Annotated in this window: 17 protein-coding genes and 1 pseudogene; 3 read left to right on the top strand and 15 right to left on the bottom strand. The window is 59.0% G+C overall.

The genetic code is table 11. The features are described from left to right. Positions 1–17: 17 nt before the first annotated feature. From LB568_RS21505 to LB568_RS21485, 5 genes are all read right to left on the bottom strand, one after another. Positions 18–701, bottom strand: a complete 684-nt coding sequence (locus tag LB568_RS21505) for a type IV secretion system protein VirB5 (RefSeq protein ID WP_064993313.1) — start codon at positions 699–701, stop codon at positions 18–20. A gap of 13 nt (positions 702–714) precedes the next feature. Then, on the bottom strand, positions 715–3,084 hold the full coding sequence (locus LB568_RS21500; protein ID WP_064993314.1) for a VirB4 family type IV secretion/conjugal transfer ATPase: 2,370 nt from the start codon (positions 3,082–3,084) through the stop codon (positions 715–717). After that, positions 3,084–3,410 (bottom strand): type IV secretion system protein VirB3, encoded by a 327-nt coding sequence (locus LB568_RS21495; RefSeq protein ID WP_013533342.1) that lies wholly within the window; start codon positions 3,408–3,410, stop codon positions 3,084–3,086. The genes LB568_RS21500 and LB568_RS21495 overlap by 1 nt, the downstream gene beginning before the upstream one ends. Next, positions 3,410–3,715 carry a pilin major subunit VirB2 gene (virB2, locus tag LB568_RS21490; RefSeq protein WP_411908931.1) on the bottom strand — a complete coding sequence of 102 codons (306 nt, stop codon included), beginning with the start codon at positions 3,713–3,715 and terminating at the stop codon, positions 3,410–3,412. The genes LB568_RS21495 and virB2 overlap by 1 nt, the downstream gene beginning before the upstream one ends. A 74-nt stretch (positions 3,716–3,789) precedes the next feature. Beyond that, positions 3,790–4,563, bottom strand: a complete 774-nt coding sequence (locus LB568_RS21485; protein ID WP_064993315.1) for a type IV secretion system lytic transglycosylase VirB1 — start codon at positions 4,561–4,563, stop codon at positions 3,790–3,792. 1,222 nt (positions 4,564–5,785) lie between these two features. On the opposite strand from LB568_RS21485, the gene LB568_RS21480 reads away from it, so the two are divergent. Next, positions 5,786–6,511: a response regulator gene (locus LB568_RS21480; protein ID WP_013533346.1), complete on the top strand. Its 726-nt coding sequence runs from the start codon at positions 5,786–5,788 to the stop codon at positions 6,509–6,511. Between the two features lie 150 nt (positions 6,512–6,661). Here the strand turns inward: LB568_RS21480 and LB568_RS33825 are convergent. The 7 genes and pseudogenes from LB568_RS33825 to LB568_RS21445 all read right to left on the bottom strand — a co-directional run. Beyond that, positions 6,662–6,796 (bottom strand): annotated as a pseudogene (locus tag LB568_RS33825) (hypothetical protein); the annotation flags it as partial. A 117-nt stretch (positions 6,797–6,913) separates the two neighbouring features. Then, a complete protein-coding gene (locus LB568_RS21470) occupies positions 6,914–7,696 on the bottom strand; it encodes an IS66 family transposase (RefSeq protein ID WP_224655956.1) in 783 nt (260 codons plus the stop codon). Next, on the bottom strand, positions 7,587–8,300 hold the full coding sequence (locus LB568_RS21465; RefSeq protein WP_224655957.1) for an IS66 family transposase zinc-finger binding domain-containing protein: 714 nt from the start codon (positions 8,298–8,300) through the stop codon (positions 7,587–7,589). The genes LB568_RS21470 and LB568_RS21465 overlap by 110 nt, the downstream gene beginning before the upstream one ends. 258 nt (positions 8,301–8,558) lie before the next feature. Then, positions 8,559–11,741, bottom strand: coding sequence for a Ulp1 family isopeptidase (locus LB568_RS21460; protein ID WP_064993356.1), 3,183 nt, complete (start codon positions 11,739–11,741; stop codon positions 8,559–8,561). A gap of 99 nt (positions 11,742–11,840) precedes the next feature. Beyond that, positions 11,841–13,586 carry a type IV secretion system ATPase VirD4 gene (gene virD4 / locus LB568_RS21455; RefSeq protein ID WP_064993317.1) on the bottom strand — a complete coding sequence of 582 codons (1,746 nt, stop codon included), beginning with the start codon at positions 13,584–13,586 and terminating at the stop codon, positions 11,841–11,843. 233 nt (positions 13,587–13,819) lie between these two features. Further along, a complete protein-coding gene (locus tag LB568_RS21450; RefSeq protein ID WP_064993318.1) occupies positions 13,820–14,686 on the bottom strand; it encodes a hypothetical protein in 867 nt (288 codons plus the stop codon). A gap of 73 nt (positions 14,687–14,759) precedes the next feature. Continuing rightward, positions 14,760–15,077 carry a hypothetical protein gene (locus tag LB568_RS21445; protein ID WP_064993319.1) on the bottom strand — a complete coding sequence of 106 codons (318 nt, stop codon included), beginning with the start codon at positions 15,075–15,077 and terminating at the stop codon, positions 14,760–14,762. 2,118 nt (positions 15,078–17,195) lie between these two features. On the opposite strand from LB568_RS21445, the gene LB568_RS21440 reads away from it, so the two are divergent. Beyond that, positions 17,196–17,993: a 2Fe-2S iron-sulfur cluster-binding protein gene (locus LB568_RS21440; RefSeq protein WP_140725118.1), complete on the top strand. Its 798-nt coding sequence runs from the start codon at positions 17,196–17,198 to the stop codon at positions 17,991–17,993. A gap of 518 nt (positions 17,994–18,511) precedes the next feature. Here LB568_RS21440 and LB568_RS21435 read toward each other — a convergent pair. From LB568_RS21435 to LB568_RS21425, 3 genes are all read right to left on the bottom strand, one after another. Continuing rightward, positions 18,512–19,078: a type II toxin-antitoxin system VapC family toxin gene (locus LB568_RS21435; RefSeq protein WP_064993320.1), complete on the bottom strand. Its 567-nt coding sequence runs from the start codon at positions 19,076–19,078 to the stop codon at positions 18,512–18,514. Between the two features lies 1 nt (position 19,079). Continuing rightward, positions 19,080–19,424: a hypothetical protein gene (locus tag LB568_RS21430; protein ID WP_064993321.1), complete on the bottom strand. Its 345-nt coding sequence runs from the start codon at positions 19,422–19,424 to the stop codon at positions 19,080–19,082. 205 nt (positions 19,425–19,629) lie between these two features. Continuing rightward, on the bottom strand, positions 19,630–20,595 hold the full coding sequence (locus tag LB568_RS21425) for a LysR family transcriptional regulator (protein WP_064993322.1): 966 nt from the start codon (positions 20,593–20,595) through the stop codon (positions 19,630–19,632). A 489-nt stretch (positions 20,596–21,084) separates the two neighbouring features. Here LB568_RS21425 and LB568_RS21420 point away from each other — a divergent pair, with 489 nt between their 5' ends. Beyond that, a complete protein-coding gene (locus LB568_RS21420) occupies positions 21,085–22,356 on the top strand; it encodes a CapA family protein (protein ID WP_064993323.1) in 1,272 nt (423 codons plus the stop codon). Positions 22,357–22,358 lie beyond the last annotated feature (2 nt).

The following is a 22,358-nucleotide window of genomic DNA, read 5'->3' as shown; positions in this document are numbered from 1 at the left end:
GACGAACTTTGCGTGGTTCACGGCAGTGTGCCAAACATCTTGGCGGTGTCCTGGCGCTCGCGACGCTGCGTGGCGGCCTCCTCCACGGCGTGAAGGCTGCCTTGTGCAGTGGTCATCGTCAGCAGACTCGTGGCCTCGACATTTTGGATGACCGCATCGTGAATCTGCTTGAGGACCAGACCGTTGGTCACGGTGGCCTGCACAATATTTCGCGAGCGCGAAAGCTGACCAGGCGTGTTGTCGTTAGCCTTAAGGCGCTTGTCCATTACGTCCAGAGTGTCGGCTGCAAGAGCTGCCGCATTGGCGGCACCAGTGATTTGCTCCTCTAACAGTTTCGCTTCTGAATCGGTGCCGGTGACTCTCCGGGTTGGGTCTTGCACAATGGTACGCGCCATGGTCGAAACCGGCGCCCGAGCATCAAACATCTGCCCGTCCAGCTTATTGCTCGATGGGTAGTGGTTTCCCTGGTTCAGTGCGCCCAGCAGTCCCGTGACAGCAAATGACGACTTCAGTATCTCTACCATTTCGATCGTGGTAGCGAGCGTCTGAGCCGATTTTATAAGCATCGCCGCAGTGGAACCCGCTGTTAGTCCCGCTTGTACTGTCAATGCCGGGTCGCTGACGATAAATTGCGACCTGGCCTGTGTGCTAAGCAGAAAGGAAACAGCAAGCGTCGTCACTGCAAGCTTGGCAAATCTCATGAATATTCCTCCTTCAGTCTTGAACTTCGTGGTAACGAGCCATGAACTCGTCGAGCCACCCGCTTGGGGCATCTCCGTGCTGGTCACGAAGCTGGTCGGCAAAGCGCACGGTGTTGGCCCGCCCCGAGAGTACGGCTACGTACTCGCGCATCTGGCCAAGGTCGAATTCGCAAACAACACTCCCGCTGTCGCGCTTGAGCAAAAACTTGCGGCTGCCAATTGCCATTCCGTGGCGGATCGCCTCGAACTCCTGCGTGGTGCACTTCAAACCATCGACATACGCAGCCCGGTCCGCCGTCGGTGACGGGTAGAAAATCTTCGTCATGCATTGCGCAACGAGACTGGCTCCCAGCGGCGATTCCAGCACGTGTTCGGGCTGCTGCGTTGCAAGTATCAACATCCCGTTGTTCTTGCGGACGGTGAGCAAGAACTTGTCGATAACAGCCGAGAACTGCGGGTTGAGCAGATAGAAGCGAAATTCGTCGCAGCTCATGACGAACCGACGGCCATCGACAACGGCGCCCACGCGGTGCAGAAGATATGCGGCGGCCGGCGCACAGACCTCCTCATATTCCAGGAGCTGCGTCATGTCGAAGCCGGTGATGGAGGCATCAAGCCTTACTTCGTCGACATCGCCGTCAAAGGCCCATCCAAGCGCATTCCCTCTACACCACCGCTGCAGCCGTGCTCCTGCGCCCTCGGAGGGGCCGTGCAGCAGGAATTCGCGCAGGCCCGCAATTGAGCGCATCACGGGTTCGAACGAAAGTTGACGAACAATGCCACGTTCTAGTCGACGGCTTTCCTCCGGCGAGATCGGACCGCGGCCGTCACTCTCGATAAGGGCCATCAACCATTCGCGCAGAAAGTCCAACGAGGCGGAGGTGTTGTCCAGTCCACGCAGAGGGGCCAAGCCGCTCGGAGCGCCTCTGCGCAAGGCTAGATATGTCCCCCCCGTGGCCCGCACCAGCAGTTCACCACCCCGGTCCTTATCGAAAAAGACGATGGCACCATCGCGATCGACCACGCTTTGCTCAAGCATCGCGAGGATAAAGGTCATCAGCGTCGTCTTGCCTTTGCCGACTGGCCCGAATATCGCCGTCATGCCCACGTCATTCTCATGGGGGATGTAGTCGAAAGAAGTTCCACCGTTCGTGCGGAAGCGCGCAACAGCTTTGCCCCAGTGGCCGGATGCGGAACCGTTTGGGAAGTTCTCAAATGACACAAGCCCGGCAAAATTGTGCGAGGTGATGGCCCCGGGGCGTGTGCGCCACCTGTTGTTCCCCGGAAGTTGGGACCAGTACGCGGCCTCCATACCGATACCCTCTTGGACGATGACGGCGCCCGCATCGGCCAGCCTTCCGCGGGCATTTGCTGCGCGATCTGCAAGGCTGTTGAGGCTCTCGGCATAGACGCACAGGCTCAGATGATGCGAACCCATGACGAACTCGTTGCTTGCCAGTGCGTCCTCTGCTTCGGCAAGTTCATTGATCTGGGTGAGAGCCTTGTCGCCGGCGCTCGTCATCTGGCTGGACTTAAGGCTAAGCTTCGCATGAGCTTGGGGCCGAGTGAGGAAGGAAAAGCTCTGGCTGAGCACAAGCGGGAAGTTGGCCGACAGCAAGGGATTTAGCATGCCGGGCCGCGTCGTCGCCGGATATTCACGGAACGAAAACAATGACCCCACCGAGCTGCCCCCGGGCCGTCGAATCTCAAGCGCCCGCTTCCCGCAGATGACCTGGTCAGTGTAGATCGAGGCGCCGAGTGAGCCGCTAACCATCGGAACCGGAAGAAACCGGCACGTCATTATCAACCGAAGCGCCTCACCGATTTCCGTGAAGAGCACGTCGCCTTTCTCACGAACACCCAACCGGCGCAGACCGTAACCGCCCAGTGAGCCAGCAATGATCTGCCAGAGGTCTTCCAGGCTTCGCATTTGTGTGGCCAGATCGTTGTCATTGCGTCTGGACGATTTTGCGCTACGCCAGCCGATCTTGCCGATTGCGGTGCGGGGGAACACGACGACAGTGAGGAAATGGTCGTTGCGAAAGAGCTTGCCCGACAGGACACGGCTCTCATACGCCTCGCTCAGACTGCCAGCGAATGCACTTTGAAACTGGCGCGATGCCGGCTCCGGCACATCGTTGTTTCGCACAAGATGGGCGTACAGCGTGACATTGTCGTCGGCGATGTTGCGCAAGAGAGTGTTGAACGCGCGGCAGCGCGAGTTGCGCATCTCAGCGTCTTCCAAATCAAATGGCAGCCCGTTCAGATGTGCCATGGCCATAATCGATCCGTCTTCCAGAAGGACAACCTGGTCGCTCAGATGACCGACATACGGAAGATAGATCTCGCCAGATCTCTCGGTCCTGCCACTGGCGCCAAACATCACACCATTCCTCTTCCGCGCTTCGGCACTCTGATCGGATTCGCGCTGACGCTCGCCCCGCCCCAGACCGACCCATCCACGCTTCTGCCGGCGGTCTGCAAATAGAGAAACGCCACGCTTGCGGCGTTATAGTCACGCTCAACAATCAGCCGTGCTCCGAACCAGAGTGGCACGAGCACGACTTCATAGAGCGGGTTCTTAAGGATGATGATGACGAGTCCCGCCAACATCATGAGCGCTCCGGCCAGCGTCAGCGGCACCCCCAAAAACAGTGCGGGGCGTGTCGCCGCCACATAGAGGGTGCTCACTTCCAGCCGGTCGCTCATCAGCCGGCGCCTATCAGCGCCTTGCCCAGGAAGCTGGCGCCAAACATGATGACGATTCCTCCAACGACACCCGCAACCAGGCCAAGTGAAGCACGACCGAACATCCAGGAGATCCCGATGGCCACGAGTCCGAGCACGGCCAGTGATTGTCCGAAGGGACCAAGTATGAAGGTGCAGATATTCTGGACCATCTTGGCGGGATCCGTCCCTCCGGTCACCTGTGCCGCGGCCGGCCCGCTGGAGAAGACCGTCCACGCCACGCCCGCAGCAGCGGCCGGCGCGTATTCAGCCGCCATTCGCAGCATGGAAAAAGGCGAAGGAACACGCGTTTTAAGCGCACGAAGTATTTTGAGTGGCTTGATCATTGTATCTCCATGTTTCAATCGAATACGAGTTTGTTCGGGTTCGAGGGTTCCCGCTCATCGGCAGCCCGGCTGTCTGTCGGACCGGAGGGATCGGCCCCGGAGCGGTTTGTCTGATAGGAGCCCCAGATGGCCCAGGAATTTTGGCGGGGCTGCTTTTGGTTGGCCTTTTGGTTCAGCTGGAGCAGAGGCGGCACTGCTTTCCGACCCGGTGCCTCAAGGTGTGGCGCATCTTGGGCGGTCGGCTCCTGCGTTGTCTCTGACATGTCCTTTGCGGCCAACTCGACCTTGCGTACATAACCGTTGGCAAAGCCACGCGTGACGTCACCCGTGTTATAGGCCGAGATGGCACGGCGAAGCGCCAGTTGCTGCGCTGGGGCAGTCGTGCCGCCGGCATACCGGCTTTCAAGCAAGTGGGCGGCGGCCGAAAGCGAGGCGCAGGGCTCGAATGCCTTTTCCGGCGTGAGATTGAGCGTGGGAAAGTTGTTGCTGTTTATTTGCATCAATCCAACATCGACGGAATGTTGTGCTTCGAGTCGGTCCTTGATGCCCCGCGTGGCTTGCAGGTGGTCTATCCAGCGAAGCTGCTCACCTGTGGTGTTGTCATGAGCCACCAGCGTTTCAAAGCCACTTTCAATCTTGGCAATCGCGGCAAGGGTGGACGGCGCGACCCAGGGAGCGCATTTGCGCGACAGGCGGTGGAACTCACGGGGCGAAAGTGGCGCGGGCTCGGCTGGGAGTGACATGGATGTCAACAGAACGATGGCCAGCGGCCAAACTGCAATAAACATTCCTATCACCTACCTTTCCAAGCCGCCCGACGGGTTCTGGCCCTGTCCGGAACACGCTTATCGGGGCGGTTTGTTACTGTGTGATGTTCAAGTTCAGCTTTTCGGCTTCAACTGAAACAAAGACCTTGATCGTGGCAGTGTGGGTGAGCATCTTGCGCAAGCACGGGTTGGCGGATCCGATTAGCCAGCAGCGACATGCAAAGGATCTTGGTACGACGAGTCCTGTGCGGGATTGCCCGTCCCGGTCGCCTGTTGCTTTTGGACTGTAATCCGCGGCTTCGGCGGCAGGATGGTGATGGAATCTTCTGCCAAGGTCGAATCAAGGAGAAAATGGAGGCTAGTCCAGGCTGCGGATGCCGTGGGTCGGTCCAGCGAGAGGACCGAAGAAGGCGCCGGTGCCCACGTTGCGGTATGCTGCCAGCTCTTTAAGAGACAGCCATGCGCGGCCCCGCACGGGCAGGTCCATCGCGCGAGCTCGTCTGCGCTGGCTGGATGGGGCTGTCCGCGGGGCGCGGAAACGCAGCAGCGCAGCCCATCTTGGTGCGAGCCTGATTCAGCTGTTCGGCGAGCCGCACCCCATTTGGCGGCGTCCGAGGCCGCTGCCGAGAATAGTGACCAGCTCAAAGGGAGGTGTCGCGTTCAACTGATAAATGCTAGCTCGGAACCGTAACCGCAACCGACCTGCCGGTCGCGCGGACCAGGGTTTGGAACGCCGGGCCCCTCCCCCCGGAAGAACTCGCTTGGAAGGAGACATACCATGGCCCAAGGCTACAGCAGCGACACGGCCGCTCTTGCGCCACCGCCTCTGCGATCAATCAAACGCCGCGCTCCGCCACCGCTTCGGAGCCCGGACGCACGAGCGGCAGGATTTCGAGTTGATGCAGCTCCGCCGTCGCCAGAACCGCGGCGACTCAAGGACACGTCAGGAAACTGGGCGTCCGTGCCGTCGAAGTCGAGTGCTGTTGCCGGGCCTGCAGGTGAGCTCGAGCTTGAGCTGAAGGATCCCACGGCAGGGTCATGCCGGCGACTGGACCTGGTCTCCTGGTCACGGACTGACTTGATGCGGTCATTTGGCTGTGGATGAAAGACCATGACGAGCAACGGCCTCACATTGGCCGCACGCAACGGCGCGTGGCAGCGGGGGCAGCTGTGGTGGGTCGATCCAGAAGGTTGCCGGGCAACAGCTTTGGAATCAAGGGGATTCAAGATTGAAGGTGAGCCGTTGAAACATGTTCTTGTCATTGACGATGATGCCGCAATGCGACGCCTCATCGCCGAGTATCTCATGATGCATGCCTTGAAGGTGACTGCAGTCAACGATAGCAAGCAGTTCAACCACGTCCTATCTCATGAGCCGGTCGACCTTGTGGTCGTTGACCTCAACCTGGGCCGTGAGGATGGGCTTGCGATCGTCCGCAAGCTGGCGACAAAATCGGATTTGCCTATCATAGTGATCAGCGGCGACCGGCTCGATGAGGCCGAAAAAGTCGTTGCACTGGAGCTCGGCGCAACCGATTTCATTCCCAAGCCTTTCGGCCTGCGCGAGTTCCTGGCCCGCATTCGCGTAGCGCTACGCCAGCGCATTTCCAGTCCGCGAACGAAAGATCATCGCTCATTCCGGTTTGGAGCTTGGAAGCTCAGCGTCAAACAGCGGCGGCTGATCTGTGCAGAGCGTGGCGAGGTCAAGCTTACCGCATGTGAGTTCAATCTCCTGATCGCGTTCCTGGAGAACCCCCGCAGCGTACTATCCAGAGAACGGCTTTTGCTCGCGAGCCGTGTGCGTGGTGAAGAGGTCTACGATCGAAGTATCGATGTCCTGATCTTGCGCTTGCGCCGGAAGCTCGAGGCTGATGCGGCCAATCCTCGCCTGGTCAAGACGAGTCGTGGTGCGGGGTACTTCTTCAACGCTGACGTGGACGTTAGCTACGGAGGCACCTTGGCCGCGTGACAGGGGCGATTCTGGCGATTGCTGACAAGGAGGCTGATCAAGCCAAAGCGGTGTTCTCAGGCCACGGCCTTTAGCTCGGCGCCGGGGTACAGGCCAAAGGCGTAGGTCGTCGATCTGGCTGTTGGGATGGCTGTTGACGATGCTGGTGAGGACGGCGGCGAGATAGCCGAGTGGCTGGACACCATTGAGCTTGCGGGTCTCAGCGATGCAATCACCGCCCCTTATTTCGGCACCGCAGTTCGAGCCAGCGAAGCGCGCGTTCTTGTCGTTTGAGCCCGATCGCACGGATTGAGCGCTCGACGGTGTTGCTGTCGATCGCGATGCGACCCTCCCAACGAAGCGCGAGAGACCCAATTTGAGAAGTGTGTATCGCCTGTCGAGCGTAAGCGCCTCGCCGATCGCCTATGGATTTGGGCTTGACGTTTTCCGGAATCGCCAGGGCATGAGTTCCTCGATCTGGCTCTGCGGATGGCCGTTGATGATGGCGTCGAGAGTTTCGGCGAGGTAGGCAACGGGATTGACGTCGTTGAGCCTGCAGGTGGCCACGACGGATGAGAGCTGTGCCCAGTTTTCGGCCGCAACTTCATGGCCAGCAAACAGAGCATTTTTTCTGGTCGCGCATACTGGACGGATGGCGTTTTCGACTGGGTTGGTGTCGGGCTGGAGCCGGCCGTCGTCGAGGAAGCGGGTGAGCCCCTCCCAGTGAGCGAGCCCATAGCGGGTGTCTTCCGCCAACCTGGAGCCGGAGGAGATCATCGACAGTTGCTTTTCGAACCATGTTTCAGGGCGGCGATGATCGGCGCGGAATAATCCTGTCGAGCGGCAAGCCGGACTTGAGGCGATGCCGCGCACTGGTGGCTCGATGGCGTAGAGCGCCGCGATCTGGCGTATCGCCGCTTCGGCGATCGGGGACTTGGTGTTACGCGCCAGCTTCACAAACCGTCGGCGCAGGCGGCTCCAGCAATGGACGAGCAGCCACGGTCGTTGCGGCCGTTCCAGGCATCTCAGCCGGTCATAGCCCTCATAGGCGTCAATGAACAGGCGATCCGCGTCAGACAGATGCCTGGGCTTCGGCTTAAGATGGAAGCAGGCCCGGCCTGCCCAATTGCCCAGTGTGGCGCGATCCAGTTGGATGCCCCTGGCGGGCGTAGATTTCGGCCTGCCGGTAGAACGGCAAATGACCACCGAACTTGGCGACGATGACCTGGGCGATTAGCGCCTCGGTCGGCAGGCCGCCGGACACGATATGCTCGGGCGCATGCGCCTGCACGACCGCGCTCGAGCAGCGCCGGCAAGCGTATTTCGGGCGGCGCCTGACCAGCACGCGCAACTGCGCCGGGATCGCGTCGAGCCGCTCGCTGACATCCTCGCCGATCCTTAGCCATCTCGCCGCAGCCGCAGGGGCACAGCGTGCTCTGGGCTCGATGATCCGTTCCACTCGCGGCAGATGAGCCGGCAAGTGACCACGGTTGCGCGGGCGTGAACCGGACGCGCCGTCCGAACGACCCTGGATGACCCGCTGCGCCCTTTCCTGCGCGGCGTCGAGCACGCCCTGCGCGATCTCCACGTCTTCGAGCGGCAGGTGGTATTGATCGGGATGCAGCTTCTCGGACCTGGCGCCGAACTTCTCGTGATTGAGCTGACCGACGATGGTCTCCAGGCGACGCCGCGCCTCTTCGGATTTAGCCAAGGCAGCCTGGCGCTCGGCCAGGGTCGCTTGCGCCGATTTCGGTGGCCTCATCGTCCGCTGAGGCGCCGACGATTCATCCACCATCAGCGGCGCGAACATCGGCGCCATGCTTTCTGGCAGTGCCAGTTGTCCCTGACGAAGGCGACGCCGCCAATCGGTGGGTCGCGCCATGCTTGCGGGCGACCGCCGCCACCTGCACCTCCGGCATCAGGCTCTCGGCGGCAATCCGGGCTCTGTCGGCCTCCGAGCGCACCCGCCGTCCCGTCCGACCGTCCAGAACCTCGAGCCGGCCTGCGCAGCCAGCTGTTGGGACGTGGTCGCCAAAAGAGCTGTTCTGCTTCATCGCGGCCATCGAGCTCAACGCCCCGCGTCGGAGCGCTCTCTGCTTCTGTAGGAAGTCATGAGGTCCGCTCGGGCTTGATCGGGGTCTTGCCTGATGGACGACGTGTTTGCTGCACGCGCTTGCCGCTCCGTGCTGAGGATTTGCGGATTTTCAGTCCTCTGCCTCTTCGCCGGTGTCAACAGCGCTGTGTAGTGTTCATTGTTTATGATGACTCCCCCGCTGTTCACGCGGTTGCTCCTTTCAAGTGCACTCGTCAGCTCGGCCTGGACGTGGCGAGTCCTGCTCACGTGCCGTTCAAACGAGGCTGGCGCGACTTGTCGGGCTTGCTGCGCTTGCAACACCGCGTGTCGCACCTGCGACCCGGCTGCTCCAAACACTTCCGCGGGGCTTGCAACCTCGTGGGGCAAGCGCCCCTGCCACAGTCGGTTTTGCAGCGCCTGCCGATCGGGGACGAGGGCCTCGAGGTGCAGCGGCCGCTGCGGGTCTGGCAAGTCCTGGTTCGCCAATCTCTCAACCAGGGAGCGCGTGCCGTCCACCACGAACACGCCGCAATCAACACCGTTGTTCTGCAGGGCCATGGCGGGTGTCACCACGGTGGTCACGTCCAGTCTGGCTGCGAGCTCTCGTGCAGGCGCGTCATTGTATGGCAGTCCATCGCGACGACGGATGGAGTCGTAGTGATAGGCAACCGCTTTATCCCGGTCGCTGCGATCTACGAGCAGCAGCGACCAATGCTCGTTGCGTCCATCATTCCCCGCCGCAGCCATGGGATCGCCACTGTTCACAGGCAGGAACACGAAGTCGGCTGCGACGTCGTTTTGATGATAGATGGACAGCACTATGGGGTCCGGGTCCCGGTCGTGACGGCGCAGTTGCTGGGAGACCAAGGAATCCACAAGCCGCGTTCGGGCGGCGAGTGCTGGGTGGTGCATCTGCAGGCTCTGCGCCAGCAACTGGTAATCCCTGCTGATATGGGCGTCACCCAGCAGGTCGGGGCCGAGCACCGCCCCTTCGGGGAGGTTGAACGAGCCTGACGGAAGGGCTGCGATGTGTGCCTCGGAGGAGGTGGTCAGATCGACCAACGGAACACCGCGATAGGTGTCCGACTGCGTCGCTGGCAAGGCGGGTTCTGGAGCCCTTGCCGGTACTGCTGCCGCTGCAGCTTCCCTCATCGCACCGCGATGGACGAGCCAAACGGCGTTGCCGCCCTCCGGCGTCAGGGCGGTGTAGCCGTGACCTTTGATATCGAAGTTCCATTCCGGCTTGTCGGCATCCGGCAAGAGGCCATGGTGATTCAGCAAAGGGAGCATCGCCTCTGGGAGGCGTTGAGTCCCATGGGAGAAGCCGTCGGGGACTGCGGACGAAAGGTCTATAAAGTCCTCGATCGCCGCGGGGGGCGCCTCAGACCTTGCGGAGGGCGCGGCCCGCTGCGTCCTTCTGATGGGCTCGGCCCCTGTGCCTGGAACGGGTATCCCAGCCAAGGGCAATTCACCGAACTGCTGCATGGGGGGCTGCATTGGCACGCGGCCGCCTGAATTGCCGATTTGGCTCGGCTGCTGCTGAAAGGCGACGACTTGCGGCGTATTCAGGGCCGTCAGCCTCTCCGCTGGCCACAGCGCTGTGGAATGTTCATTGTTGGTGGCGACCCACCGGGGTGGCCGGTGGGCGCCCTGATCAAGCGCATCCGGCAAGGGCTGTATCTGCTGTTGGCTGGCAGCTAGGACTGGCGGAGCGGCGGCCTGAACTCCGGCCCATCCAGAGTTTGCGAAAGCGTCCGACATGCTTGTGTTGAGGTTATCCCGTCCAGCGGGCGTGCTTGGGTTGTTGAAAAAAGACGAGGCGGCTTGATCATTCTGCCCTTCCTGGAGCGCGCCGTGCAACCCCTGCTCGATTCGCACAAGCGCCTCTGTATTGGTTGGCACCACGTCGGCTCGATCATCGAACAGCGATAGGTTCGCCTTGGCAAGCGCGTATGAGTCCGCTTTGCGAATCCGCTCTAGCGCGTGGCTGAGATAGCGATCGTTTGGGTACAAGCTCTCGGCGATTTTCGCCCGCTCATTGTGATCCAGCCCAGTGATCGTCTGACCCTGTTTGTTAAGCGCCGCAGAAAATTTGCGAAGACTACGACTATAGATAACACGGGTGCTTGAAGCCAACCCGCTGTCACCGGCCGCTTTTTCCAGGAGGTGCGCGTCCGCCTTTGCGGGCACCGGCCGGTCAGCAACTGAATAGTCCGGCTCATGATACGCACGCAGGACGTTCAACGCCGTCTTCATATCAGGGTAGTCCGGAAAGAAAGTATCGAGGTGGTCGACCAGGGATTGGTGATTTGTTAGATCATTCGCTTGGCCGCGCTCGCCGAAATGATTCGCTAATCGGCGAAGCGAATAAGCGTGAGCTTGAAGCCTACTCTTGCTATAGCCTTGCTGAGAAGCCGCAGCCTGGGCGATCGCCTTATCAATAACGTTCCAGTGTTCGTCGGACACATGGCGATAGCTGGGGTCACGACGTACTCGAGGCGCGACAGGAGCCGGATTGGAGCGGCGCGGCGCGGCCACGTGCTGCTCAATGCCCACTTGCCGGGCCGGACCCGCATCAGGCAAGCGGCCATCGCGGTCCGAGGAAGAGAGCATCGCCTGTGGGACGCGTTGAGTTCCATGGGAGACGCCTTTGGGGAGGGCGAACGAGACGGTTATGGAGCTCCCGATCGCAGCGGAGGGCGCTTCAAATTTTGCGGAGGGCGCGGCCTGCACATGCATCCTTCTGATGTGTTCGGCCCTTGCGCCTTGAACGGGTAGCCCTGCCAATGGCAATTCAGCCAACCGCTGCATGAGGGGCTGCATCGGCACGCGGCCGCCCGAATGGCCGATTTGGCTCGGCTGCTGGTGAAGGGCGACGGCTTGCCGCGCATTCAGGGCCGCCAGCCTCTCCGCTGGCCACAGCGCTGTGAAATGTTCACCATTGACGATGACCAACTGTGGCCGGTGGTTGCCCTGGTCAAGCGCATCCGACAAGGGTCGGATCTGCTGTTGGCTGGCTGTTACGATTGGCTGAGCGGCTTGATCATCCTGCTCTTGGTGAAGCACGTCGCGGAGCCCCTGTTCCACTCGCAGAACGGCCCCTTCATTGTGCGCCTCGTCGGCTCGATCATCGAACATCGGCCGGAACGCCTCGGCCACTTGCTGCGCCACGCTCACTCGCCGGGCCTCGCCCGCTTGCCGCCCTTCCAAGCCGGCGTCCTGCGGCAAAGCTGTTGCACGGGATGGATTTTTTCGCGGGTCCACACTAGCCTCACATCAAACGGTATCGTTAAATTCCTGCGCCAATCCACGCGGCGGCTCATCGAGTCGAAAGTCTGTGGAGAGTTCCTCCTCTGCTTCCGTCAACGGTGCCGGCTCCGGGAGGGCGCCTGTCTGGCCTTCAAAGATGCGTTTCAGAATGCGGTCCGAAAAATATCGCACCTTCCTCAATTGCAATGGTGGCAGACCTTTGATGAGAACGATCTCGTAGTCGTCGTCGAGCAGCCGAACCTGTTCGGGACGCAACAGCGGTGCACCTTGATGCGAATTCTGAATGTTCCAGTCGAATCTTCGCGCCTGGCTGTAGGAAATCGATTTGGCTTCAAACGTGTATTCACCGATGGCTTTGGAAATGTAGTTCGGGGTCTCATCATCGGCCGTTGCCATGAACACTTGCAGGCCGGTATTGCTGAGAAAATTCTGCTTGCCAGCCTCTCCATAAGCCCCTGTCAGTGCCGAAAGGCTTTGGATGATGAGCATGAAACGCCCCTTGTAGCCCGCGATAGTCGTAATTGCGGTCTCGATCGCCTCCAGCTTACCCAAGTGCTTGAACTCATCGAGCAGGAAGAGAACCTCGTGCTTTTCCTCCGGGCGGGGCAGCGACCGCTGTAGAATTGAAACGATTTGCTGAAAAAACAAGCGTATCAGAGGCGCGATCACCTCAAGGTCGTTTGGACCAACACAAAGATAGATGCACGTTCGGCGACGGCGAAGATCATAGACCGAAAAGTCCGAGCGACTTGTGGCCGCCTTAACAGCGGGATCCGCCCAGAGATTGAGCCCGCCATCGCCGAGCACGGAAGTGTAGGAGGTCAGGATTTTTGTGTCGTTCCCGGCCATGTCGTCGAAGATGCGTTGAGCCTCTTTGTTTCGCGTCTCCATGGCGAGTTGCGCGAAGAGCTTAAACTTTTCCCCCGGCTGGGCGAAGAGATCATAGACGGCGCCGATTGTCGGCGTGCCCCGCTCGATGCAGGCAAGGATCCCCGCGACAAAGATATCTCGCGCGCCGCTGACGAAACCTTCCGCGCCTTCCCCCTTGGCCGTAATCAGGTTTGCGGCCAAGCGGCGGGCTTCGGTGAATTGGAGCTGTGGAGGCAGCGCAATAAGGTCCAACAGTGGATTGTAGCAGTTCGTGCGCCGCTCCGAATCCAGCGGCGCGAATTTGAACACGTCATCGCCTGCGGCTTTGCGCGCCCTCGAGGTGAGCTCGAAGAGCTCCCCCTTGACGTCCAGAGCTATCACTGAGCCTTTGAATGTAAGTAGCGTTGGAATGACTACGCCGACGCCCTTGCCAGCGCGGGTCGGTGCAACGATGAGGCTGTGAGGCTGCTCGCCATTGGTCAGGTAGTAACCAGGCCAGAAAGGGCCACTCGTCTTCCCAAATACCGGTCCTTTCACGCCACGGTATCGTCGCAGATATCCGGTGCGTCGCATTTCATCCACTCGAGCCCAACGAGCCGTCCCGTGGTGTTCGAGCTTGCGGCGCAATACGACCTGCTGAATCAGCAAGACGACCGCGGATGTCGAGAGCACGATAGCCGCGCCCCGATAGAAGACGGGGGTTGCGAAACCCAGATAGAAGGGCGTCTCAAACCAAAAGGCACGGACATCAAACGCCATCAAGGCCTCGCCGCCACCGCCGTGGAGGAAGGTTGCGTACAGACTTGCCGCACAGAACCCCACGGCGAGCGAGCAGGCGATGCTAACGGCTATGTTGGGGGTCGTCGTTTTGGTTGAAGGCATTGTTCCATTGCCTGCCGCAGCTCATGGTGCGGCTTCAGACACCGAACCGACGTCGTGATGTCGCCGCTCGACAGATCGATGCCGAGGCGGGTGGCGCAATGGTTGCATCGCACCACCCGGCAGACGTGGTTTTTTGAAAGTTACACAAGTTAGTGCGTCAACGGCCAGCGACTTGGAAACAGCCAGGCCGTGAACGCAATTCGGGAGAGAAAGCGTCTACTGTTGCCGAGATCTCAACGGCCCCCGCGATCCCTGTTCCTGGTGGACTCCTGCAGGTCCGCTCGGGCCTGACTGTAGCTGCGGTTTATGGCCTGCCCTACTAGACCACCCCGCTGCAGCTGTTCATAGGAGATTTGCGTGCCTGTCGCATGAACCGCAGCCTCAAGGCCTGCTATGTGGGCGTCCAGATCCGCATGCCGTTCCTCTGCATGCTGCGGCGGAGGCATTTGCCGCAAGAGGGGTTCCAGGCCGGGAACTGCGTGAGCTTGGGCCTGCTGATTTGGATCCATCTGGTGATACGCCTGGATAATTGCATTCTGTGCCACCATCCTGATGTTGCCGTTCGGATCAGACATCAATTCAACGGCTTGATCAAGAATGCGAGATTGGTTTTCGTTATTGAACTTGCCGAAGTTGGGCGCAACGTTAAGAGCTCCGAGAGCTTGCGAGGCCGGATCCATGTTGCCAATGCGATTGACAACAGCATCTTGCATGTGTGGCGTTAGGTAATTGGCTATATTGCTGACCGCTCTGACTTGCTCCAATGCAACGTTGTCCGGCCGGTACCCCAATTCGGATGTCAGCTTCCAAGTCAGCTCGACGGCTGATCGTCCGAGCTGATTGCCCCGCCTTTCAAATTTTGCGAGTTCAGTTTCTTGCCCGGGTTGAGTACCCCGAATGGCTGTTCGCGCTTCCTTCCCGAGGCCTTTGAAGCCTGCAAGGTTTCGCGCTGTATCGCGCGGGTTAGCGGTTACCAGCCGTTCTGCTACCTGCGTTAATGGCCCCTCTGTAAGGGACAGGATGGTAGAGGGTTCCCTGGCTTGTTCCCTGGCTTGGGATGAACTTGCAGCTGCGCGTGCCCGTTTGTTATCGCGATCCATTGCTCGGTCTCCAAAGTCGTTATTCTACGCATGAGGTTATCACCCAAGCCTGACCTGCTGAACCGATATGGTGTTACAGTTGTAGTCTGGCAGAAGGTTCCAGTCTCGTCCCAGCCAAGATGACGAGGCTGGCATCAAATGCCGTGAGTGACTTCTGCCAAAGCGCATGAATGGTACGCCCCGGCTCTGTCGCCTCCTCCTTCCGGTCGTTGCAAGAGCCCGGGGTGATATCCTCGCGGCAGCTTCTCCTTTGAGCGCAGGGTGGATGATCGAGCGTTGCTACAACGACCACCGCCCGCTCCGGCTGATCAGCCGCGGCCCGGCAATTTGCGCGGCCGCCAATAGCACCACCGCGCTTTGCCACCATCCGGCCTTCCTGCTGCAGGCTCATGGCAATCTCGCGACGGGGCCGGTGACAGGCGAGGTGCAAAGGACGGGCGGGAAAAATCGCGCTGGCGGGCAGCGCGGCATCGCACAATGCCGCCCCTTCTCGGCCCGGCCGCCTGTCGCCTATGAGTGCCCGGCGTTAGCCCCAGCCGCTGGCGAGTCAACCGTCAGCTGGGCGACAGCGACATGTTCAACGCCTTCGTGCCCGGGGTTTTCTCAACGGGAGGTCGCCTGGCGCAGTCACCCCGGAACGGACGGCCTATTCAGCGCCAGCTCCGCAGCAACATGACCAGCTGCAATGGCCACGCAGCCTTGCGCTCCAACCGCATTGATGCAGGCGCACCATCGACATTACTTGCTTTGGCTGCAACATCCCCTCTCCTTCCCCGCCCCACGACGATGCAGGACTCAGGAAAACTTCAGTTACGCAAAGACGGTCAGTTTCTTCAGCTGCACCTCGATCGGATGCAAGGGGATAAAGGAGGGTTCAAGTGGCGCCGAAGCGCAGACGCGATGGCATGACTCGCGCACGCAGCCGTCCTGGCCGACAGGCCTGTTCTTGGGCACAAGCTCGAATTGAGCGCCTTATCAAGGCTCAAGGAGTTTTCAGGTTACCGTCGCGATCGCGGCGCTATTACGCTCTGAGCACGCACACTTCCGCGCGATGCGAAGGCAAACGATACGCTAACTGTCACGCCTGACGGAGTGAATCCGACCGCCATCAAGTATTCTCCAGCGTGCATGTGCAACACGGTGTTTGTTACTCTTTTTGCCGATGGCCCTCGCCTCGTCGCCGAGCCGGCTCTGTGCTCGTGGTCGCAACTTCAGGTCCCACGCCCTAGGCCAGCCAGGACGTCAGTGTCGGCTGTGGAACAATGTCGGGTTCGGATGGCATGGGCGGCCCACAACGGTTTAGTCAGAGGCTTTTTCTCTTGGCACACTTAGTGCGGCAGATGATCCACAAACGCTGCATGGATCCGCGATACAAGGAGAGCAATCGCAGGGACGAACATGAGAGGGATACATTGCGTGGCCCGCGCCTTCGATCCTGCAAAGCTGCATTTCACATCCTGGGCGGGCGACCGCACGTGGAGAGCAACATCGACGGTCAGCGTGTTTTCACGTGGGGAAGTCCGGGACGCGGTTCCAACTTATTTCGGCCTATGGGAATAGTGAGCCGATCTGCAGCCAGAGCCGAGGCGCAGCGACCGAGATCTAACAGGATCACTGCAAGTCGATGAGATCGTAGGATAATCAGGCACGGTTGAAGACACCAACTATTATAGGAGCATCGACAGCGCCGACCGGTATGCAGGCTTGCTTTCTGACTAGCGTCAGTTTGCTACTTTGAATGAGTCGCACACTAAAGCATCGTAGAGCTGGCCTAAGTCGCCTCAAGCCGATGCGCGCCGCAAACCATTATTGCTGTGCAGGTGTTTGCAGCCCTGTGCGATTGGGAGACCGCCTCGCCATGAAGTGGACCAGCTTACTTCTGCTGAGCACATTCAGGCTCGGACCTGTGTCCCGCAAGAAGAGGGTGGTTCGATCCGGCACTGACCCTAGGGCGGGGGGCTTGTTGAGCCGGTGCCGGACCGAACCGTCTAGGGCAACGCCGGCTATGTCGTGGGAAATTGTGGCTTCGGCGCGGCTAAACCGTGGCGGAAATGTGTCGACGATTCACCGTTTCCAACACGCGCGTTGAAAACGTGACTGGACGTTTCGGAAAGCGCCTAGCGCTGCTGGGTTTGGCGGGAGCTGTGCAGATGGGAGGCTATCCTGGCTGTGAAAATTAGTCGCCCGGTCAGTGTGGCCGGATTTCAGGAAGGGAAAAGCGCGCAAAGTCAATTCGGCGGGACGCGGGGCGACACACAATCGCAAGCCAGCAGGCGCGGCTCGGCTGCGAGGAGTTCGGCCATCTCCTTCTGAAGGCTCAACAGAGGACAGATCAGTCAGGACATGCGGATCCGAAGCAGAAGTCATGCGCTTCAATCTTGCGGCGTTAGAGACGCCCGCGATTTTCATGACCGGGCAAGGCCGCTTTCATGACCGGGCAAGGCCGCGCCGTTTGTCAGCGATGCCGGAATGTCGGGAGTACTAGGTGAGGCGAGCGCCGCTCGAGAAAATGGAAGCCGCCGCAGGTCATCAGTGCCTTCAAACCAGCTGGCGCGCTTTGACCAGTTCGGAAAGCGGCGCCAACAGCCAAGTCTTCTATCCGCCGGTACAGCGCCAGAACGCCGCCGGCACCTGTTACGCGGGCGTGGCGACGATCGCAGCAGTCGCAGTGGACACCGCCTCAGGGGGACGTGAAGCTCCTTTCGCATCATTCCATCCTCGAAGGCGGCACCAAATCGTGCCGGAACTCGTCTCGTGTCAGCTCCAAGGCAGCCTGGCCATGGGCGTCGGCCACGCCCTGCTCGAGGCTTTGCCGCTCTATGAGGACGGACCCGACCGGAACTGGAACCGGTATTGCCTGCCGCATGCCAGGGATGTCGGGGTCTGGACACAGACATCGGAGGTGCGACTTCCTGCACGAATATCTCAACCTTACGGGATCGCGGCTTGGCTGCGGCCAAGGCATCTGCCACGCGTGCGCGATCATTCTCGAGGACCCGGAAGGACGTTACCGTCAGATCCGCAGCTGCATCACCGCAGCGCATTTCTTCGATGGCAAGTCCGTCCGCACATAAGAAGGGCATGCCGAACGCGACGCGAATGGCGATGTCGTCCGGCTCTCCGCGATAAGGCCTTCGTCGAACGTTTTTCATTCCAGTGCGGCTATTGCACTCCGGGCTTTGTCACCGGTGCAACCGTGCTGGTTGAGCGTCTCAAAGAGAAGCCGGTCCACAGGGCGGATGTCGAAAGCACGATCGAGCAGGCGCTTGCGCCGTTGTCGTTGCACTGGTTAGGTCCGTTACCATGAGGCGGTCCGTCACGTGATCCTGAGCACGCCCGGCCTGGTACAGACTGAAATCCGGCGATGAAGCGTTCCTCGATTGGCCTGCGGCACGCATCTGGTCGACTTGCAGCGCCTGATCGGCTGCCGCACGGTTTGCAGAGTCAACGAATTCCCTCGAAGTGAGCAAAGCTCTTCCTTGGCTCAGTTCGTACGCACTTGAACCGCCTGTGTGACCCGTTCGATGGCACTAGCTCCTGTCAGCGAGAGGATTGGAGTTTCTGACCGAATTGTCTCTCGTCACATTGATTGGGAAGAACAGTTAAGATCGGCTATGGACAATCTGGACGCTTTGACCCATCCAAATTATGCTGCGGCCTGCCTGTCGATAACGAAAGTCTGGCATTGAGCTTTTGGAACGGACCAGGGCTGCCGCAGGTCTTCGAGCCGTCCTGCATGGGCGAATGGGAGTCCCGGGTCAGGCGACTGCGGAAGGTGGCCAAGTCATTGCCGCCTTCGCCCAGAAGCGCGGAAGGCGGCTATACTCAGATTGGCCGATACATCAAAACCCGACCCTTCGGAATTAACTGCAGCAAATAGTCGAAATCACTGACGTTGCCCGTTAGAACGGAAAATCCCATTTTCTGCGCATGCAGGAACAGCACGCAGTCTTGAAGCGCCCGAAGCTTGGAATCATGCTTGTAGCCCTGGAGGCGACACAGCATTCCTGAGAGAAGGGCGGCTCGGCCCAAGACATCGGGATCTGGTGCAAAAACCCGATGGGACGGCATGTCCTTGATCATGCTCCCGATCTGCTTGACAGCTTTACTCGTGCCCGAGTGTTTCGGATCAAGCACGCCTACAGTGTGCATCAGCTCCTGGATCGCTACGGTGCTATGGTTGACCTGCCTGACATCGAGGAGGTCGGCAACTGCGTCAGGCGCCCGGCCTTGCAAACCGTCGATATAGACGCAGGTGTCCAGCAGCAGTTCTTGCCCCGCCCCGCCGAGGTTGCCGATGATCGGCAGCTCCGTGTCGGGGCGGCGGCTCAAGGTTTTTTGAGGATCAAATCGCGACCACCTTAAGGCCGCACCAAAGTCGAAATCGGCCAATTCAGAATCCGAGCTTCAGCGTCGGATCCACAGTCCCCCGTGTTTTCCTGAAGGTCTCGGCGAAGTTGTCTTCCAGAGCCACATTGGCCAATGCAAATTCGACGAGCTCGGTATCAGACGTCAATCCGGTTCGAGCCTTGGCTTTCTTGATTAGATTAGCACTCACCCGCCCCGCAATCCTGCCGTCCTTCTCAGCGCGCAGGCCAGATTCTTCCGCCCTCTGCAGGACCGCGTTAATCCTGGCCAATCGACGCATCTGCAATTTCTCAGCCAGCTTGGGATGGGTTCTCGTCCGCTTGCCCACTGGCCCTTGGCCGCGACGCATCCGTACAGCTGTCTTCGTCATAGGGGTTCCCTCAGGTCCGTTTAACAAAAATGGATTCTAGACAACATAGCAGGCAAGGTGAATTTTTCAAATGCACCAAGACAAAGGGCGGTTGTTGGCACCCGGAATTGCGTGCTGAAGCTCTCCAAAAGGAGGGATGTCACGAAGTAGGGATGTCACCGCTGCAATCGACCGAAACAGCCACTCAGGTACAATTTTTCCGGCATTAGATGCTATGGGGGTGGAAAGCCGCTTTGGGCCCCTCACGCCCGAACGATTGTTCACGGTGGATCACCTCCACGAAAGTATCCACAATTGGCGACGTTTGCGAAATATTATCGCTGCCGCGGCGCCAAAATACCACGTAGTCGTATCTCGCTGACGGCTCAAAAGGAACGATTTTCACATCAAACATTTGATATTGCTGTGCAACAAATTCATTATCTATTGCAATACCTATACCATATGCGACAAAGGAAGCATCCAAGCCTATTGTGTCCGAATGAACCTTCGGCAATAAAGGAAGTTCTCTCCGCCCGTATGTCAATAGGCCCAATTTGTTAGAAGTGTATTCTCTCTCTAGAACGATAAGGGGCTCCCCTGAGAGGTCGTCAACAGTTATGATGTCCTTTTCAGCAAGGCGATGGTCGGGTTGCAACACGCAGACACTCTTGCTTTCGGCGACTATCTTCCACTCAAAGAAGCGTTCATCTAACGGCAGTCGGGAAATCCCGATATCGGCCTCTCCCGTCACAACGCTTTGTGCTATCTCGTCGTATCGCTGGGCCCTATAATGAAATTCTAGAGTCGAATCTAGATTATTTAGCGCAAGAATTATTTTGGGGATGAGTCTCAACGAGAATATATGCGGTGCGGCAATCGTCAGGAGGTTTCGCTTGGCGCTGAAAGAATCGGTGATTTCCCTCTCGATGTGGCCGAGGGTCTCAAAGTATCTGTCTATGCGGTTGTAAATTTCGATGGCGCGCGTGGTTGGAACAAGGCCGCGGGGATCTCGCGCAAAAAGCTTCTCACCAACAGCTTCTTCAAACAACTTGAGATGCTGGCTTACGGCCGACTGGGTAATCCCGAGTTCTCGGGCGGCCCGCCTCGTAGAACCGGTCCTCATGATCTCCCGAAAAATCTGAGCGGACCTGAACCCAGCCTTGCTGTTTCGGCCGGAAATCTCTTCCATTGCCTTTGTCCGAATTGGTGGCCGCAGGGCCAGAGCTCCGTTTGGCCGCTATATCAGTAAAATTAATAGGGTGTCACAAAAACTTAATAAATTGACCATTTTCCCGATTCTCCCCATCGTCTGGCGTAACAAAACCAGTGGATCAGACGCATCAGAGAGAACGCTGACATGACGCATGCAGCAACACCCATCCCCTGGCAGAGCGGATAGTTCACAATCGAACACAGGGGACACAGCTCTAAAAATTGCGGACTATAACGTTAGAAAAGCACATATGCGGCATTCGTATTTCCGTGCCTCTGGCAGGAACTGTTCCGACCCCAGCTCGGACGTTGCGCACCCGCAACCAACTACCCGCGCTTGTCGTAAATCCGCACGGCCGATCCTTACCGGATCAAGGAACTAGCCAACACTTTCTCCGCAGTCGATCGGTTGCCACAAAAAGTGGCCGCTAATGACATTTGCCCATACAGGGGTTGATACTCAATCATGCCTTCGCCGTTCACCCTCGCCCTCACCGGACAGTCCCTCATCTACCACGATATTCGGCATGTATCGGACGACGGCTTCGCCACGATCAAAGAACTGATCCGGCAAGCCGATGCCTCATTCACGAATTTAGAAACCACGATTCTCGGCCGGCATGGTGGGTGGCCGATGAAAGGCACCTATTTCCAGTGCTCTCCACCTGTCGTGTTGGATAATTTGAAGGATATTGGCTTTAGCGCACTGGCTCTTTCCAATAATCATGCGTTCGATCTTGGGCCCGCAGGAGTGCTTTCGACACTTGAGGAAGTAGACGAGCGTGAGTTTCTGCGTGCAGGAATTGGCGTTGACGCCAGTGACGCGAGCAAAGCCGGCATCAAGCAACTCGGCAAGAGGAAGGTCGCCCTCATCGCGATGGATGCCGGACCAGGGCCAGCCACAATGTACGCTGACAATGCGGCAGGTACCCGTCCCGCTCGACCGGGGGTGAACAAACTCGATGTCTCGCGGGTATTCGAGGTTGACGATGAGAAATTCGCGAACCTGCGTTCCATTCAGGAAACGTTTTTAAGCAACTCTATGGAGCGCGGAACCTACACGCAGCCGGACGATCCTCGCGAACTGACATCGTCCGATGAAATCGACTTTTACGGAACCATTTTTCGCCGATCCTCCGAGAACTGCCGAAGGATCATCTTCAACGAGCAAAGTTTACGAGGTCAGCTCGCCGCAATCCGGAAGGCCTCGTTGGCCGGTGCCTTTGTCATCGCCTATCTTCATCATCATCATTGGGAACCAGATTGGCGCGAGGTTCCCGAATGGGTTCAATTCTTCGCGCGATCCTGCATTGATGCGGGAGCGAATGCGTTCGCCAGCCACGGCGCACCGGTGCTGCAGCCGATCGAAATCTACCGCGGGGCTCCGATCTTCTACGGATTGGGAAATTTCCTGTTTCATCTACCCGAAGGTGAGGACGAATGGAGTTCACCAGATATCTGGAAAAGTATCGTCGCGACGTGCAGCTTCGATGGCAACAACCACTTGGAGTCAATCGACCTCGCTCCAATCGTGATTGGAGGGGAGCAGCGGCTGAGCAGCAACAGGTATCATGAGCGTCTTGTGCCCGTGCCCGCATCAAAAGAGCTGGCTGGTTCAATGCTCGAAGACCTATCTCGACGCTCGCAAAAGTATGGAACCGAAATAGTGCTGGAAGATGCTCGCGTTCTTCTGCCAAAAGCTAATTCCCGCAGCGTCGAGGTCGCCGCCAACAGGTAGCG

The sequence above is a fragment of the Mesorhizobium sp. B263B2A genome, from assembly GCF_020165775.1.
Classification (GTDB): Bacteria; Pseudomonadota; Alphaproteobacteria; order Rhizobiales; family Rhizobiaceae; genus Mesorhizobium; species Mesorhizobium opportunistum.
Note: the sequence above shows the minus strand (reverse complement) of the source record. Positions and strands in the feature narration are given on the sequence as shown.

Excerpts from the sequence above, each read along its gene's own strand:
- LB568_RS21505 (WP_064993313.1), bottom strand. The coding sequence starts at position 701 with ATGAGATTTGCCAAGCTTGCAGTGACGACGCTTGCTGTTTCCTTTCTG.
- LB568_RS21500 (WP_064993314.1), bottom strand. The coding sequence starts at position 3,084 with ATGTTTGGCGCCAGTGGCAGGACCGAGAGATCTGGCGAGATCTATCTT.
- LB568_RS21495 (WP_013533342.1), bottom strand. The coding sequence starts at position 3,410 with ATGAGCGACCGGCTGGAAGTGAGCACCCTCTATGTGGCGGCGACACGC.
- virB2 (WP_411908931.1), bottom strand. The coding sequence starts at position 3,715 with ATGCTGCGAATGGCGGCTGAATACGCGCCGGCCGCTGCTGCGGGCGTG.
- LB568_RS21485 (WP_064993315.1), bottom strand. The coding sequence starts at position 4,563 with ATGTTTATTGCAGTTTGGCCGCTGGCCATCGTTCTGTTGACATCCATG.
- LB568_RS21465 (WP_224655957.1), bottom strand. The coding sequence starts at position 8,300 with ATGTTCGCGCCGCTGATGGTGGATGAATCGTCGGCGCCTCAGCGGACG.
- virD4 (WP_064993317.1), bottom strand. The coding sequence starts at position 13,586 with ATGCCTTCAACCAAAACGACGACCCCCAACATAGCCGTTAGCATCGCC.
- LB568_RS21450 (WP_064993318.1), bottom strand. The coding sequence starts at position 14,686 with ATGGATCGCGATAACAAACGGGCACGCGCAGCTGCAAGTTCATCCCAA.
- LB568_RS21445 (WP_064993319.1), bottom strand. The coding sequence starts at position 15,077 with ATGAGCCTGCAGCAGGAAGGCCGGATGGTGGCAAAGCGCGGTGGTGCT.
- LB568_RS21440 (WP_140725118.1), top strand. The coding sequence starts at position 17,196 with ATGGAAGCCGCCGCAGGTCATCAGTGCCTTCAAACCAGCTGGCGCGCT.
- LB568_RS21430 (WP_064993321.1), bottom strand. The coding sequence starts at position 19,424 with ATGACGAAGACAGCTGTACGGATGCGTCGCGGCCAAGGGCCAGTGGGC.
- LB568_RS21425 (WP_064993322.1), bottom strand. The coding sequence starts at position 20,595 with ATGGAAGAGATTTCCGGCCGAAACAGCAAGGCTGGGTTCAGGTCCGCT.
- LB568_RS21420 (WP_064993323.1), top strand. The coding sequence starts at position 21,085 with ATGCCTTCGCCGTTCACCCTCGCCCTCACCGGACAGTCCCTCATCTAC.